Source organism: Terriglobus roseus (assembly GCF_900105625.1).
GTDB classification, from domain to species: domain Bacteria; phylum Acidobacteriota; class Terriglobia; order Terriglobales; family Acidobacteriaceae; genus Terriglobus; species Terriglobus roseus_B.
In genome coordinates this window covers 4,090,850-4,106,448 of sequence record NZ_FNSD01000001.1, presented here as the reverse complement: position 1 = coordinate 4,106,448, position 15,599 = coordinate 4,090,850, and the positions used below count along the sequence as shown (strand labels likewise).

Below are 15,599 nucleotides of genomic sequence, written 5' to 3'. Positions count from 1 at the left end.
TCTCTTCCGATGTTGGTGGTGCTCGTCACGCGAGTGCTCTAATCCTGGTAAGGCAGAAACTTTCCATCGCACGAGAAACTCGTCTTCAGCGTCGGCGCCGCCGGTGAGTTGGTTACGGCCGTCCCTGTGAAGGTGAAATTCGCCCCCTTCGGTCCGTAGGTGATTGAACTGAAGCGAGCCTTTGCCGAATCGGGTTTGATGCCGCGTACTTCCACACCGTCCAGCGTAAGTTCCGTCGCATGCTCCGCGTTGAGGCCGGCGACCTGCACGACGCCTGGAGTCAGGCTCAACACATTCTCAAGTCGGATTCCCTTGTAGTCCGGTGTGAATGTCCCCGTCATTCCAAGGTCGTCAATGCCATCGGTCGTCTGTCCGTTGTAGAACGGGCTCACCGAGATCGGCACCTGCACGTCGCGCATGCAAAGGTTGCGATAGACCACATTTCGCACCAGGCCTCCGCGCTGCACGTTGCTCTTGATGCGGACGCCGCTGGTCGTGTGATCCAGCGTCAGCGTATCGACGAGAATGTCCGCCTCATCGCGCGCTTCAGAGCCCATCGACATGCCATGGCCCGTGTAGAAGTGGTTATCGAGAACGCTCATGTGATGAACGCTGGCCTTGATGGCGATGTTGTCATCGCCGTTATCAATCCAGCTCTTGGCGACGGTGATATTCGTCGACGACCCGGGATCGATGCCGTCGGTATTGCGCGCGTCAGTCCCGCGCACGGTCGGTGTCAGCAGATGGACACCCCACGCAGTGAAGCCGTCCGTATTACTAACGGTGACGTGAAAGTTCGGAGAGTTGTGCAGGCGAATCCGATACAGGATCAAGCCATCCGCGTGATTCGCAACCACCAGGCGGAATGCGGAATAGCGAGCATTCGTCGGCTCTGCCGCGCGCGACTGCTCCCACCAGGAGTAGGTCTTGCCAATCAGCTTGCTACCGCCGCGACCATCGATCACGCCGTCGCCCATGATGGCCGCATTCTTCACATCCTTCACCGTGATCAGCGGCTTGCAGGGCTTATTCTCCGGACCGGTGGTACCACAGCCGCCGGGTACGGTATCGAACACCTTCGGGTCGCGCGATGCATACAGCGTCACGCCCTTGTCGATGAGCAGGGTGACTCCGTCACGCAGTTCGAGAGGGCCACTGAGGAAGGCATTCGAGGCACCGTCCAAATGGAGCTCTACCGCGCTGCCCTTCGCGCAGGTGTCCATTGCCCTCTGGATGCGCTCGGTGTCCAGACGCTGCTCATCCTGTTCGCGGAGATTGTTGTTCTCAGCATGGAGTTGCGCCTTGAGCACGGTGCAGGCACGAGGGACGGTCGGCTCGGTCACGTGTCGGGTGTCCTGTGCGAACGCACTCAGGGCAAGGAGACCGGCTCCAAGAACTACGGAAGACTCACGACGCACAGCTGATACCTCAGACGGGAACTTGGACGAACGCCCGGTTGCACTATAGAGGTCCGCGACAACGATGGTCAATCGTCGTTCGAAACGTTTTCATAGAACGCAGGAAACGCTTCCGAAACCGCTTAGGCGACGATTCCTCGCCTGGATAAGAACAATGGGAGCTCTTCCCTCCAGAGTCCGAGTTTGCATTTGGAAGCCACACCGAAACGCTTCGATGGTTCGTTCTCCGGCCAGAGGCTTCAGAGTCCGGCTTTCGATCTCGCATCGATCGGTGGATTCTGACTCCATCCAAGCCTTATCCATTGGGATCTCTTGCAGCAGTTTCTTAACGCCAGTCCAGTCCATGACGGACGGACTTGGCATGACGATTGCTCGCAGAACAATAAGCCTGTCCAGGATCGGTCTGATCGGATTACACTCGCAGTCCTCTTCCGTTGCGTGGGAGAACCCGACTGTAGTTACGCAGTCGTCACTTACGTTGGCCCTGTCGCCGGAGAGCGGCGTGATGGTTCAGACAGGTGATTTGGACACGGCAATTGCTGTTCAGCACCCGGAGGGATGCAGAGCATGATGCAGTCCGTTGACACCGATTACCTGGAACTATCGAACATGAGGGCGTTCGCGTACCACGAGATCTGTAATGCCTCTGGCCGCGACACCAACGTCTCTCCGGAGAACTTCTTTCAGCAACTGGCAACACTGTGTGGCCCCTCTCGACGCCCGCGCGGCCCCGTCGCCATCACGTTCGACGATGGGCACGCGTCGAACATCGCGATGGCCGCACCCATCCTTGAGGGATTTTCGCTGAAGGCGCACTTCTTCATCACCACAGACTGGATCTCAACCCGACCTGAATGCATGACTTGGAACGACATCCGGAGCCTTGCCAAGTCAGCGCACACGATTGGTTCTCATAGCGCTTCCCACCCCGTACTCCCCCGGTGCCCCCATGCAAAGCTTGCGCAGGAACTCGTCAGTTCCCGGAAGCGTTTGGAAGATCACATCGGACGGCAGGTCAAAACAATCTCGATGCCCGATGGGCGATGGAATGAGAGCGTCATAAGAGCGTGCGCCGCTGCGGGCTACGAGGTGGTGTACACCTCGGAACCGGGATTTTACCGACCACCAGCTCTCTCAGGAGACCTGATGACTCCAACGATCATCGGTCGATGTGTCGTTCGGAGTGGCACCAATCTCAGGACCATCGCCACCTATGCTGAAGGAAGAAGCACGGCCGTTCATTTACTCCAGGCCGCCTACTACCTGAGACACGGTGTGCGATCCGTGATCGCGACCGACGCCTACCAGCGTCTTCGTTCCCATCTTTCGCGCACTGCGGCACAGTGAGCTGCGAACAGCCAACGCGTTCTGCGTCTCATAACGGAAAACCGGTCTTACGCACGTGTTTGACTGCGACGCGATCTGCCGATGAGCTCGACGCCAACTTTAAGTACGCAAAACATTACACATCCGAAAGTGCGTCCGATGCCCTGGCCAAGTCCAGCAACGCGGTCCCGTTTCGCGTAATTCCCCGATTTCTAAGGCTGTCGCCTAAAGACATCCCGACAGATTTGCGGCCAGGCAATTGCAGTTATCCGCAGGCGTGACCCAGTTGACTTCAGCGACGCTTCGACAACGCCTGGTCGGAGAATCACAGGTCATACGTGATGTGCGGGAGCACATTGCCCAGGCAGCTACCGTCAACATGCCGGTCCTGCTAGTTGGCGAGACTGGAACAGGCAAGCACACTGCAGCACAGCTGCTCCACGAGATGAGTAAGCGACACGGTCGCCCCTTCCTGCACCGCCTGTGCCTGAAAACATTTGCGACGGACTTCGAAGAAGAACTGCTGGGGATTGAAGAGGGATACTCCCGCGCGCATCCTCGCGGGAAGCAGGGCCTGTTTGAGCTGTCCGACAATGGATCACTTTTCCTGGACAAGATCGAAGATCTTGATCTCCGCATTCAATCGGTATTGCTCAATGTCCTGCACGACAGCGGCTCCACGCGACTAGGCGGAACGAAGTGGCACCCGCTCGATCTGCGCCTCATCTCTTCGACGGAATGCGACCTGGCCCACGAAGTGGCGGCCGGCCGCTTCCAGGCCGATCTTATGTTTCGCATCAGCACACTATGTATCAGCATGCCGCCCTTGCGGAACCGGCCAGAAGATATCGCTCCGCTGGTCACACATTTCCTGAAGGGCTTCGCTCACTACCACGGTGTGCATACGCACCCTGTCTCGCCGTCAGCAATGACCCTGATGGAACGGTATTCATGGCCGGGTAACATCCGCGAGCTGGAAAATCTGGTGAGTCAGTACGCGACGTTCGGCGATGAGCGCTTCATCATCGACCACCTGCGCGCCCAGCACGAAGATGACCCGGGCCCCTTTGATTCCATCATCGACACACACACGCCCCTGCGGTTACAGACGCAGCGTGTCATGCGCAATCTGGAACGACGCATCATCCTGACGGTACTGCAAGCCAATAACTGGAATCGCAAGAAGGCCGCACGCACGCTGGATATCAGTTATCGCGCGCTGCTGTACAAGATCAAGGCTGCGAACATCCCGCCGATTCGTAGGCACTCCAGCGGCCTCACACAGAAAGGCAAATCATGAAAACACTGCGATCACAATCGATGATTGCCCTGGCAGCCGTGTCGCTGAGTGGTGTCGCTGTGCGCACCGCTCCCTGCGGCGCACAGTCTGTGAACAGCGTCACCGCAGCTGCTGCATCCACGTCCGCGCACCCGTCGACGCAAGCGAAACCTTTCACGATCGGCATCGATGACGTACTCAACATCAACATATGGCATGAAGCGGAGCTTTCGCGGAACGTTTCTGTTCGGCCGGACGGCAAGATTTCGCTTCCGTTGATCGGCGAGTTACAGGCGTCCGGCAAGACCCCCATGGAGCTGCAGGAAGACATCCGCACATCGATCAGCCGCTACCTTACTGCGCCTCAGGTGACGGTCATCGTTACCGAGATTCACAGCCTGCATGTCAACGTACTCGGGCAGGTCACACGACCGGGATCCTACGCGCTCTCCTCATCGATGGGTGTACTCGATGCTCTGTCGCTGGCGGGTGGCCTTCGGGAGTTCGCAAAGAAGAACGGTATCTACGTTCTGCGTTCGAACAACGATGGAGTCAAGAGTCACATTCCATACCGGTACAGCGAGATTCTGCGCTCGAAGACCATGGCGAAGGATCTGATGCTGGAGCCGGGCGATACCGTGGTGATCCCATGATCACCGTAAGGCATTCCCCTCCGCTCATAAGTGCGGGAGCGTGCTGCGGCTTTCTCGCGATGCTGGCGGCGCCCCCCACCGCAGAGGCACAGAATCCCGCTGGGACTGCGAACGCGCCGCAGGTCGAGAGCCGGGTGGCCGCCTCTGATATTGACGTTTATGAGTTGCTCGAATCTCAGACCGGACCCGGCTCCGTCTTTGGTCTGAATGCGTCGGGATCGAGCGCCACCACCTCCGGCCGAGGAACGAAGCTGTCCTTCTATTTCGATGGTTCCGCCGGATACTCAACAAATCTGCTCTCTGCGATATCGTCACAGGGCGGCGCCGTACAGAGAAGCTCGTTGCCTGTCACCCTCTCCTTCGGCGGCACCACGCATCACTTCGAGGCGACCTATAAGCCGACGCTCACTCACTATTCCGGGGCAGTTTCGGATGCAGTGTTTTCGCAGTCCTACCAGCAGGGATATGCCGTTCAGCTGAGTGGCAGAAGCAATTTCACCTGGCAACTCTCCGCCGCTCGACTCCGCGATATCGGGCAACTGTTGCCTTCTGTGTTGTCGATCGGAGGTACGAGCGTCGTTCAGCCGCCGGCAGGTGCGGCGCAGCAGACGGCATCCTCGACGTCTGTGCAGGACGTATCGACGTCGCTGACCTTCGATCATGCGACCTCAGAGCGGCAACATATCCGGCTGACCGGGGTCGGCTCCTGGCACGAACTCTCCCAGGCCGCAGGGACCAACCAGCCACTGCAGACCGTGCGAAGCATACCTGCAGGGGCTGACCTCTTTTGGGAGCGACTGGTTGCACCCTCCGTGGCGTTCAGTGTGGATGGATCGTTCGCGACGATCGGCGGTCTTACTAGTCAGCAACGCCTCAGCTTCGAGACAGTGCTGGTAGGAACCCGTGTCGCTCTGGCGCAAAACGATCGTCTGTTGCTACGCGCAGGGCCGATGTTTCGCCATACTGCGGTGCTTTCAAACATCCCGATCGATAACAGCCCGACCTATGCCTTGTCTGCTGACCTGAGACACCAGACGCCGCGCACGACGCTGGATGCGGCGTACGCACGGTCCTTGCAGGTGAATGCAAACAACACCATTTCCCTGGGACACATGGTCAGCGGATCGTTTGGACGAACGTTGACCAGAACATTGTCCATGAACGTCGATGTCCGATACTTCCACTCGGTGGATGCCGTCACGTCCCTGCCACAAAACACGCTGGGAGCCACCTCCCGCTGGGATTATCGATTCAGCGAGCGCATCGGTTTGTTTTTCGATGTAAGTCAATCCCTCCTGACTCAGGTTCTTTCCAGCAATCAGCCGGCGACGATGCACCGGACTGACCTTACGAGCGGCATCCGGCTCTGGCTGACACCACCACCTTCAAAGGATTGATCTTATGAAGAAACTTCCGAGCTCGCTCCCTGCCTATCTTCGCCTGTTCCAGCGGCGTTGGCTCCCATTCGTCATCTGCCTCATCCTGTTTCCGGGTGCATCCATCTACCTCGCGCGGACGCTTCCCCGACAGTACCGATCAGAAGCGACGCTGCTCGTGCAGGCACACTCCTTGACCTCCGACCTGGTGAAATCCTCCAGCGATAAAGACGTCAAGAACGAGTTCTCGAACCTCACGAACACTCTGCTCAGCAACGCGTCGCTTTTGAAAATGGTGAATGAACTTCAGTTAGGGAGCGACGGTACGACGACGCGTGAAGCTGCTGCTGAGGCGCTGCGACTGCACCTGTCCCTGGCGATGGACAACGAGCGATCGGAGCGCCAGGATTCGGCGATCGTCCGGATAACGTATACGGCAGGCAGCGCGCAGCAGGCGCATGACGTAACCCAGCATGTGGCCGATGCCGCCGTCCTTCACCACCAGAATAAACGTTCGGAAGAAGCCGGCCAGTCGATTGTTTTTCTCGACAGCGAAGTCCAACGGGCTCGTCAGGAAGTAAACGAGAAGCAGCAGTTACTGCAGCGCTTCCGCATGCAGCACAACGGTTCGTTGCCGGAACAGAGCATGGCAAATCTTCAGTCCCTAAACAGTATGGAAGCGCTGCTGATGGCGAACAATGCCGCCATTGATCGCATGACAGAGGACACTGGACGGCCACAGTCCGCGAGCGCCCGGAGCTCTCTGGATGCCACCGCCATGATGAGTCCAGAGGAACGCCAGCTCGCGGCGCTGCAGGAGGAGTACCAGACAAAGCGGCAGACCTACACGCTCGAGCATCCGGATATGGTTCGCCTGAAGGGGCAGATCAACGACCTGGAGATGGCTACTCGCAGTCAGAGAGGCAAAGATAAGCCGCCATCATCGGAGCGTGCAGAGACCCGACTACCACCGGTGCGGAATCTTTCACAGGACCTGGAAGATCGACGGCGCAGACAGAGAGAGATCACTGGCGAAATCCAGCGGATCAAGGCCTCCCTGCAAGCCAGTGGCCTGTTGTCTTCCAACCTGGTCGAGTTGCAGGAACAATACGAGAGCGCACGGAAGAGACTCGATGCACTGGAGACTCGCCAGGCTAACTCCACGCTGGTTCAAACGCTGGAGAGCAGCAACGCCGACGACACGATCTCTGTCCTGGATAACGCATCGTTCCCCACGGCGCCCTTCTCTCCGAATACACGCATGTTGATTGTGGCCGGCTCGGGACTTGGCATTGCCCTGGGACTCGCCCTTTCTCTCCTTTCGCATCTGCTCGACGACACATTGCACGACGAGGGTGATGTCGCTCTTTACCTGAGCGCCCCGCTTATCGCCAGCATTCCATCCCTCACTGGAAATGGGAAGACGACATGACGACATTAGGTTTACGCGATGCAGCCCCCGCACGAGTGATTCCCGTGATCCCACGACCCGCGGCGGGTCCACCACCCGTCTCGATGAACGAAACGCACGCGGATCTTCGTAAGGCGAGCCCGATGATTCTGGTGGACGATATCTCCCATACTCCCGGGCACCAGCGCGTTTTGCTGGGTGCCGAGCAGTACCACCTCCTCCGAACGCGGCTGCTCGCCGTAGCGCGCGGAGGGCGTGGCAATACATTTGCTGTGGCCAGCTCCCTGTCAGGCGATGGGAAAACTGTCACCGCACTGAACATTGCGTTCAGCCTTGCGCGGGTCAAGTCCATTCGCACGCTTCTGATCGAACTGGACCTTCGGCGTCCCAATATCGCAAAGATGCTCGGTCTGAAGGGCGGGTCTCGCCGCCTGAGTCTTGAATCAACGGAGCCCTGGAAAAACGCAGTGATTCATCTCCGCGAAAACCTGGATGCCCTGCTGGTGTTTGACAGTGTTCCGCGGGCAAACGAAGCTCTTCAGTCCCCACGACTGGCCAGTATGTTGCGGGAAGCAAGCGCTCAATACGACATGGTCGTCATCGATACTGCACCGTTGCTGGCGACAGTCGACACCCAAAGTATCCTGCCGCACGTTGCGAATGTTCTGTTTGTCGTCAAGGCTGAACACACACGGATCAGCGACATACAGGACGCCCTCGAGCAATTGGGAGACAAGACCATTGGGGTGGTCCTGAACAAGGTGAAACACCTGAAGCACGAACAACATTACTACAGCTATCAATAGCTTGGAGTTATTCGATGGTCCGTATTTTCAGCCATTACTATCCACGCCGACTGTTCCTGATGATTGCACTCGACGGCATCATCGCGTCGGCATGTCTGCTGCAACTGATGCGATTCCATACACCCGGATCAAACCTTCTTCCTGCCGAGGGAGCCTGGGTCGCGGCGACAGCGTGCCTGTGTCTCTTCGTCTTCTATGTCTTCGACTTCTATGACCTTGATCTTCGCCACGGGTTGAAAGGACTGGCGCGCACTGTCTTTCTGACGGTCGGCGTCGCCACCCTGGCCGCCGCGCCACTCAGCGCGATAGCCTTGGCACCATCACGCTCCGCCACCTGGCTGTGCGCAGGCTTCGTGGGCATCGTCTCGTTCCTGCTCTGTCTTCACCTGGTCTACGAGCGTTACTCGCATCCGGCGTCGCGCGAGAAGCTGTTGCTGATCGGAGACAGTCCCTTGATCGACGAGATGGCGCGCCACGTCCGCACACAACGAAGCTTACCGGTCAGTATCACCTCGGTCATGCGACTGTCTTCCCCGCTCCGGAGCACCCTGGGGGCGTTGGAGAGGAGCTTTCATCCGACGTGGATCGCGGTCGACCAGCCAGCGCGCTTTCGTCCGGACCTCGCCACGCAACTTATCGGTCTACGCCAGCGCGGAGTCCGTGTGGAAGATGCGACGGACGTCTATGAAGCCATCACCGGCCGGCTTCCCATCCGTAGCCTTACCGAGGCCGACGTAGCCCATGGACCGGCACTGAATGCAAGCGGCTGGGTTGCCCTGGCCACCACCGCAATGGACTTGATTGTCGCATCGCTGATGCTCATGGCGGCTGCTCCAGCCATCTTGATTTGCATGATCCTGATCAAGCTCGAGTCACGGGGCCCCTGCCTCTATCGGCAGGAGCGCGTGGGCCGCGACGGACGCTTATTCAACATCATCAAGCTCAGGACCATGCGCATCGACGCAGAGACTTCCACCGGTCCTATCTGGGCCTGCAAAGACGATCCACGCGTCACACGCATCGGTCGGTCGCTGCGCAAATATCATCTGGATGAGTTGCCGCAGTTATGGAATGTGCTTCGGCGTGAGATGTCGATGGTCGGCCCGCGGCCCGAGAGAAAGCACTTCACCGAAGTGCTGCGCGATCAGGTGCCGTTCTACGCACTTCGGCATACCGTCACACCGGGTGTGACCGGATGGGCACAGGTCTGTTCCCGATATGGCGAATCGATTGCCGACGCGTATACCAAGCACGAGTACGACCTCTATTACCTGAAGCATCGTACCCTTTCGTTCAATTTGTTCATCCTTTTGAAGACAGTCAAGATGTGCCTGATTGGTCGGGGTGCACAGTGATCCTTGTCGGCACGTTGTTGATCGGATTGGCGACCGTAGTACTTCTTACGTCCACGATTCAGCTTTGCCTGACCATACTGGGCGAACGGATCGACGATGCAGATACGCGCTGTCCGCCATTCCGTGAAACGCCTCTGTCGCGCTTCATTTTGCTTGTGCCGGCACATGATGAGGGCGCTGATATTGCGGACACGGTGGGAAATCTTCGGTCGCTGGACTATCCCCCGTCTCTCGTCCGGACGATCGTCGTTGCCGATAACTGCACCGACTCAACCGGTCTCTTTGCTCGCAGGGCTGGCGCAGAGGTATGGGTTCGTGTGGACTCTGAAAGGCTTGGTAAAGGGTTCGCGCTCGCCTGGGCGCTGGAGAGCGTGACACGTACGCAGCATGACGCAGTGGTGGTTCTGGATGCGGACACCATCGCCGACCCGAACCTGTTAAGAGTTTTGGATGATGAGCTTCGCAAGGATGAGGAAGCGAAGCGAACCGTGGCCTACCAGGTTCGATATCGGTTTCATGCCGAGGGTCATGCGTGGGCTTCCAACGCGAGCATAAATGCAAAGGATTTGGAACACCGGAGCGTTCACCATCCGCGAATGGCCCTGGGTCTTCCCGTTGTCCTTCAGGGAAATGGCTTCTGTCTTCCAAAGAGCGTCTTGAAAGCCGTCCCATGGCGTGCGGACTCGATCGCAGAAGACATGGAATACACACTGGACCTGATGATGCATCGGATCGCGGTCCGATATATCGATCGGGTCAGCATCAGCGCCCGCCTTCCGGCGCTAGCGGCCCATTGCAGTTCACAGCGCATTCGTTGGGCGAAGGGTAATCTGCACCTGCTCTTCACGCGTCTCAGCCCTCTCGCCTATCGGGCTCTACGCTTCCGCGACACCTTCGCGATGCACGGCGCACTGCTTCTGCTTTGCAACAGCAGAGTCACAACTGCGTATGCCCTGATATTCACGTTCGGCGGTCTGATCCTTGCGCCGCCCGCATTCCGAGCGGCTATCGTAAGCTTGATCGGCCTTTCAGCCGCAGCGCAGGCCGCCATTCTGATAGCGACACGGTCCTCGCGAGATCACAGCGCCTTGGAAGAAATGAAGTATGCGACTCGAATCGCGAGCGCCCAATGGCAGGCGCTTGTTCATCTGAGACAACGCGTATGGACTCGGACAGAACGCTGATGGTGCATTACCCCTTTCTCTCCGTGATCATCCCGGTGCTGAATGAACGGCTTTGCCTGCCACTTCTCCTGAAGGACTTGGCATTGCAGCAGTACCCGCGAGACCGATGGGAGATCATCGTCGCGGACGGTGGCTCCGTGGACGGCACTGTTGATTTTGTCCGCTCTCAATCCGGAGATTATCCGGTCGCACTATCGCTCGTACCGAACTTAAGAAGACGCAGCAGCGCGGGTCGGAACGCCGGGGTGAAAGCCGCTCGCGGAGAGATTGTTGCGTTCATCGACGGCCATACTCGCGTCCAGAATCCCCAACTGCTCCTTCGTACCGCAGAGCTGTTTGAAACGACAGGGGCCCATTGCCTCTGCAGAGCTCAACCTTTAGTTGGTCTCCCTGGCAACCGCTGGAGCGAGAACATCGCGGCTACGCGGGCATCCCGCTTCGGCCACGGCTCAGCTTCATTGATTTACGATCGCAACTTCATCGGGCCGTGCGATCCGCGTAGCTCAGGCGCTGTCTACCGACGAGAAGTCTTCAAAGCGCTGGGCCTTTATGACGAAAGCTTTGACGCGTGTGAAGACGTGGAATTCAATACGCGCCTTTGGCTCAGTGGCAAACTTGCGTACGCGCATCCCGACCTTGCGATCGACTACCAGGCGAGGTCCACGATCAGGGGTTTGTGGAGGCAGATGGTGCGCTACGGCCAGGGCCGCGTTCGTCTCGCCAGAAAGCACCGATCCGAACGCAGCATTCGCAGCCTGGCCCCTGCAATGCTTGTCATCCTGCTGATGACTGCTACTGGCGTCTGGTTTAGTTGGGTATGCGCGCTGCCACTCGTCGCTTACGTGGCGGTGATCGTCCTGCTTGCAACGGTGACTACGTGGAACGATCGCCGAAGGTCAGCTTTTGCTGCCGCCGTTATTTTGCCAGTCATACATCTTGGGCTCGGCACCGGCATGTTGATGGAAACAATATCAGGAGCAGGCCCGCAGACATTCAAAGATGCAGCCCTCGACGTCGGTCAGATCAACGTCGCCATCGCAGCAGATGAAACGCAGCACGTGCTGCGCTGAACCTGCCATTGGCGTCGAGCATAAGGGTATCGTCCATCGGAATGCGAGGACGGGCGCCGCCCCGATAGCGATTGGAGATCGCGCGAGGAACGGTGCTGAAGGTCTGTTGGTATCCAACCTCCATCGCGATCTGCTCCGTCACCGCATTGAGGGAACCATTGGGATATGCGAAATACTTCGGCTTCTCCCCCGTCTCGAACTTGATTCTCCGAAGGGAGCGAGTCATCTCCAGGCGAACGACCTCTCGGTCCTCGGCACCGAGCGTGGCATGACATGCCGTGTGAGAGCCGATCTCAAAGCCTGCTGAAGCCATGCTGCGGATCTGATTCCAGTTCATAAAGCTTGCTTTCCGTCCACAACAGATGCCGAGTCGTTCTTCCATGTGCGCAGCAAATGAGAGCTTGGTCGACAAGGTCATGCCCTTCGCGAAGGCCGACCAGTTTTCCAGCGGGATACAGTCATGCCTGCCCGCCCAGGTCTGCAAGGTATTGACGAACACATCATAAACGCCGCCCTTCCGGCATAGGTCATAGATCCTTGTCAGTCGCTCCTCCGGGAGCATTGCCACTGTGCCAGCGAGGTCTGTGCAAACAAAGACGGTAGCCGCCATGCCGAAACGCAGCAGTAAGGGACGCACGACCTCGAAGGTATCAATCCAACCATCGTCAAAGGTAAGTGCAATCTTTTGCGACTTACTTTCCTCACGGTCATGCAGCAAAGTTTCCATGTCGACGACTTTGTATCGACGTCCCAGGAATTCCAATAAGGCGCGGAAGGACTCGGCCGACATGACCGTGTGTGCATCGTAAGCCAGCTCAGCTTTCCCGGCCGGCAACACACGATGCAGATTCAGGATCATGCCACCATTGCGCGGACCCAGGTGATCCGCCAGCGCGAAGGCCCCGCTGTTGTAGAGCAGGGTCGCGCCTGTTGTCTTGATGGCCAAATCCATATTGGTGTTTACGCACGCAACCTGCCAACCAGCCGCCTCGACAGGCAGCAGATGCTGTCGACAATGACCAACCACGTCGGCCGGCTCATTGGCGCACAATGGCCGAGCGCTTGCTTCCTGAATGTCTGAATACGAAAGGCTTCACACGGCATGAACGAAGTAAGGACTGCGATTCCAAAGACACGCATTCTCTTTGTCATCGACGAGATGGAGAGTATTACGGCAGGTGGCACAGAACGCCAGCTGCTGCACCTGATCAAGGTGTGCAAGGCGGCTGGGATGCGGCCGTATGTCGCCGTGTTGCGAGGAACAAAGTGGTTAACGGCCGACCTTGCTGGCTGCCCCGTACAGCATTTTCAATGGGCCTCGCTCTTTTCCATCAGTTCCGTCGTCCGTGCGTTGGAATTTCTGCGTTATCTCCAGCATCGTAAATTCTCGATTGTTCATGCGCTCTTTCCCGAGTCGAACCTGATTGTTCCAGTATTGTCCCGAATCGCGGGCGTGAGTGTCGTCGTCGGGCATCGCAGAAACCTGCGCAGCGAGTTTCGTACCCCCATGGCACCACTCATCCTGTTGCAACGCCTCAGCAACCTGGCGGTGGATGCGGTTGTCGTGAACTCCGAGGCAGTACGGAAACGTGTCCTGGCGCTTGAAAGAGTCCCCTCGCGCAAACTGCACCTGGTCTACAACGGCATAGACCTGCGGGCGATGCAGCCCTCTGCGCAAGAGCGCAGCAGGTTCCGCCGCGCACTCGGCTTGGGTCCCCATCATCTGCTGGTGGGAAATCTATCCGGGCTCCGTCTGGTGAAAGGGATCGACACCTTCATCGATGCTGCCATTCATCTGCGCATCCACACCTCCCTGATGCGCTTCGTAGTGGTGGGCGAAGGCGATCAAAAAGATGCCCTGCTTGAGCGCATACGCTCCGCTGGCCTGGAGGATGTTTTCACCATCTGCGATCCGGCAATGGATGTTCGTGCCCCGCTGTCCGGGATGGATATTGGAGTGCTGAGTTCCCGGGCGGAAGGCTTCTCCAATTCCCTGTTGGAGTACATGTCCTTCGGCCTTCCGATCGTTGCCACGGATGTGGGTGGGAACCGTGAGGCACTCGGTGGAGCCGGCTTGCTGATCCCGCCGGGCGATCCTTCTGCGTTGGCTTCCGCCATCCTCAGTCTTCGCGATCCGCATCTGCGCGAGGCTCTTGGTTGTGAAGCGAAGCGAACGGTCGGCAAATTCGAGATGCGCTGCAGTGACAGTCGCTTCGTCGACATACAGTTGCGGCTTTTACAGCGAAATCGTCCCGCCGACTCCACCTCTCCAGTTGCACCGACCGCAGATCCGGCACTTGAACACGCAAGCCGGCCGTAAGTTTACGCATTGACACGAAAAGGAACGAGACCAATGAACCTGCTCACCGCCGAACACGATCAGCGCTTTCTGTCAGCAACGGAATTAACTGGAAAGCTCATCGGTCGCACTGCATCGATAGGCATCGTCGGTCTGGGCTACGTTGGCCTGCCACTCACCATGCTGCTCGCCGACGCCGGATTCACCATGACAGGATTCGACGTTGACACCCGCAAGGTGGCCGCGCTGAACGAGGGCCGGTCCTATATCCAAAGAATCACCTCCGAAGAAATCGCAGCCATGGTCAACAGCGGCATGCGCGCCACCGCCGATTTTTCCGCTATCCGCGAGATGGACGCCGTCATCATTTGTGTGCCAACACCGCTGAACGAGCATCGCGAGCCAGACCTAAGCTTTATTGAAGAGACCGCACGCGCGATCGCACCGTACCTTCAACCCGGGCAGTTGATCGTTCTTGAAAGCACCACTTATCCAGGAACGACGGAAGAGGTTTTGATTCCGCTGCTGGAGAGAGGCTCAAAGCTGAATTGCTTCCGCGACCATTCGCAGGAAGAGCTTTGCTTCCACGTGGCTTATTCTCCCGAACGGGAAGATCCTGGCAATGACCTGGTTGCGCGAAAGGATGTTCCGAAGGTAGTGGGAGCACCGTGCACGTTGAGCCAGCAGATTGCGTCGGACCTTTACAGCACAATCTTCACTCGCACCGTCAAGGTCTCAAGCACCGGCGCAGCCGAGATGACGAAGTTACTGGAGAACATCTATCGGTGTGTCAACATCGCGCTCGTCAATGAACTCAAGTTACTGTGCCAGCGGATCAACCTTGATATCTGGGAAATTATTGCGGCTGCCGCAACCAAGCCTTTTGGTTTCCAGCCGTTTTATCCCGGGCCGGGACTGGGTGGCCACTGTATTCCCATTGATCCCTTCTATCTCTCCTGGAAGGCCCGCGAAGTGGATTTCTCCACGCGGTTCATCGAGCTCGCAGGCGAGATCAATACGGAGATGCCGTACCGCGTGATTGACGTCGTAACGCGCGCGCTGAACCAGCAGCATAAGACCGTAAACGGCAGCAAGGTGTTGGTCCTTGGCCTTGCCTACAAGAAGGATATCGACGACCTTCGGGAGAGCCCGTCGCTCACGCTGATTGAGCTGCTGCGGAAGCTAGGCGCCGAGGTGGCCTACAACGACCCATACTTCCCGGAAGTTTCGCAGGGCCGGCACTATGCACTGAATCTTGCGAGTGTTTCTCTGGATGACATCTCGTCGTATGACTGTGTACTGATTGCGACCAATCATTCCTCCTACGACTACGCATGGATCGTGGAACACGCGGCCCTCGTCGTGGACACGCGCAACGCCACCGCAGGTCTTGCTCGAAACAACGTATGGCAGGCATAGGGA

Annotated in this window: 13 protein-coding genes; 11 read left to right on the top strand and 2 right to left on the bottom strand. The window is 58.0% G+C overall.

Features of this window, described 5'->3' with window-relative positions; translation table 11 throughout:
* Positions 1-38: 38 nt before the first annotated feature.
* Positions 39-1,343: a glycoside hydrolase family 28 protein gene (locus BLW03_RS17115; protein ID WP_244502135.1), complete on the bottom strand. Its 1,305-nt coding sequence runs from the start codon at positions 1,341-1,343 to the stop codon at positions 39-41.
* 642 nt (positions 1,344-1,985) lie between these two features.
* Between BLW03_RS17115 and BLW03_RS17105 the strand changes: the two genes are divergently transcribed.
* From BLW03_RS17105 to BLW03_RS17065, 9 genes are all read left to right on the top strand, one after another.
* A complete protein-coding gene (locus BLW03_RS17105) occupies positions 1,986-2,765 on the top strand; it encodes a polysaccharide deacetylase family protein (protein WP_170835069.1) in 780 nt (259 codons plus the stop codon).
* A gap of 256 nt (positions 2,766-3,021) precedes the next feature.
* A complete protein-coding gene (locus BLW03_RS17100) occupies positions 3,022-4,044 on the top strand; it encodes a sigma 54-interacting transcriptional regulator (RefSeq protein WP_170835068.1) in 1,023 nt (340 codons plus the stop codon).
* The gene (locus BLW03_RS17095; protein WP_074655238.1) at positions 4,041-4,676 is read left to right on the top strand and encodes a polysaccharide biosynthesis/export family protein; all 636 of its coding nucleotides are present in this window, start codon (positions 4,041-4,043) and stop codon (positions 4,674-4,676) included. Before BLW03_RS17100 ends, BLW03_RS17095 begins: the two co-directional genes overlap by 4 nt.
* Positions 4,673-6,073, top strand: a complete 1,401-nt coding sequence (locus tag BLW03_RS17090; protein ID WP_139285238.1) for a hypothetical protein — start codon at positions 4,673-4,675, stop codon at positions 6,071-6,073. Before BLW03_RS17095 ends, BLW03_RS17090 begins: the two co-directional genes overlap by 4 nt.
* A gap of 4 nt (positions 6,074-6,077) precedes the next feature.
* Positions 6,078-7,484 (top strand): GumC family protein, encoded by a 1,407-nt coding sequence (locus BLW03_RS17085; protein ID WP_074655236.1) that lies wholly within the window; start codon positions 6,078-6,080, stop codon positions 7,482-7,484.
* Positions 7,481-8,269: a CpsD/CapB family tyrosine-protein kinase gene (locus BLW03_RS17080; protein ID WP_083350608.1), complete on the top strand. Its 789-nt coding sequence runs from the start codon at positions 7,481-7,483 to the stop codon at positions 8,267-8,269. The genes BLW03_RS17085 and BLW03_RS17080 overlap by 4 nt, the downstream gene beginning before the upstream one ends.
* Before the next feature lie 14 nt (positions 8,270-8,283).
* Positions 8,284-9,624: a sugar transferase gene (locus tag BLW03_RS17075; RefSeq protein ID WP_074655234.1), complete on the top strand. Its 1,341-nt coding sequence runs from the start codon at positions 8,284-8,286 to the stop codon at positions 9,622-9,624.
* Positions 9,621-10,808 carry a glycosyltransferase family 2 protein gene (locus tag BLW03_RS17070; protein WP_074655233.1) on the top strand — a complete coding sequence of 396 codons (1,188 nt, stop codon included), beginning with the start codon at positions 9,621-9,623 and terminating at the stop codon, positions 10,806-10,808. Before BLW03_RS17075 ends, BLW03_RS17070 begins: the two co-directional genes overlap by 4 nt.
* On the top strand, positions 10,754-11,878 hold the full coding sequence (locus BLW03_RS17065; protein WP_083350606.1) for a glycosyltransferase: 1,125 nt from the start codon (positions 10,754-10,756) through the stop codon (positions 11,876-11,878). Before BLW03_RS17070 ends, BLW03_RS17065 begins: the two co-directional genes overlap by 55 nt.
* Here BLW03_RS17065 and BLW03_RS17060 read toward each other — a convergent pair.
* Entirely contained in the window at positions 11,832-12,830 is a 999-nt protein-coding gene (locus tag BLW03_RS17060) for a polysaccharide deacetylase family protein (protein WP_139285237.1), read from the bottom strand. The two genes, BLW03_RS17065 and BLW03_RS17060, sit on opposite strands and share 47 nt — an antisense overlap.
* Positions 12,831-12,980: 150 nt before the next feature.
* Between BLW03_RS17060 and BLW03_RS17055 the strand changes: the two genes are divergently transcribed.
* Complete coding sequence (locus BLW03_RS17055) at positions 12,981-14,198, top strand: glycosyltransferase (protein WP_074655230.1); 1,218 nt, start codon at positions 12,981-12,983, stop codon at positions 14,196-14,198.
* 33 nt (positions 14,199-14,231) lie between these two features.
* Positions 14,232-15,596, top strand: coding sequence for a nucleotide sugar dehydrogenase (locus tag BLW03_RS17050; protein ID WP_074655229.1), 1,365 nt, complete (start codon positions 14,232-14,234; stop codon positions 15,594-15,596).
* The last annotated feature ends 3 nt before the right edge of the window (positions 15,597-15,599 follow it).

Excerpts from the sequence above, each read along its gene's own strand:
- BLW03_RS17080 (WP_083350608.1), top strand. The coding sequence starts at position 7,481 with ATGACGACATTAGGTTTACGCGATGCAGCCCCCGCACGAGTGATTCCC.
- BLW03_RS17055 (WP_074655230.1), top strand. The coding sequence starts at position 12,981 with ATGAACGAAGTAAGGACTGCGATTCCAAAGACACGCATTCTCTTTGTC.
- BLW03_RS17090 (WP_139285238.1), top strand. The coding sequence starts at position 4,673 with ATGATCACCGTAAGGCATTCCCCTCCGCTCATAAGTGCGGGAGCGTGC.
- BLW03_RS17060 (WP_139285237.1), bottom strand. The coding sequence starts at position 12,830 with ATGGATTTGGCCATCAAGACAACAGGCGCGACCCTGCTCTACAACAGC.
- BLW03_RS17105 (WP_170835069.1), top strand. The coding sequence starts at position 1,986 with ATGATGCAGTCCGTTGACACCGATTACCTGGAACTATCGAACATGAGG.
- BLW03_RS17050 (WP_074655229.1), top strand. The coding sequence starts at position 14,232 with ATGAACCTGCTCACCGCCGAACACGATCAGCGCTTTCTGTCAGCAACG.
- BLW03_RS17095 (WP_074655238.1), top strand. The coding sequence starts at position 4,041 with ATGAAAACACTGCGATCACAATCGATGATTGCCCTGGCAGCCGTGTCG.
- BLW03_RS17065 (WP_083350606.1), top strand. The coding sequence starts at position 10,754 with ATGGCAGGCGCTTGTTCATCTGAGACAACGCGTATGGACTCGGACAGA.
- BLW03_RS17075 (WP_074655234.1), top strand. The coding sequence starts at position 8,284 with ATGGTCCGTATTTTCAGCCATTACTATCCACGCCGACTGTTCCTGATG.
- BLW03_RS17085 (WP_074655236.1), top strand. The coding sequence starts at position 6,078 with ATGAAGAAACTTCCGAGCTCGCTCCCTGCCTATCTTCGCCTGTTCCAG.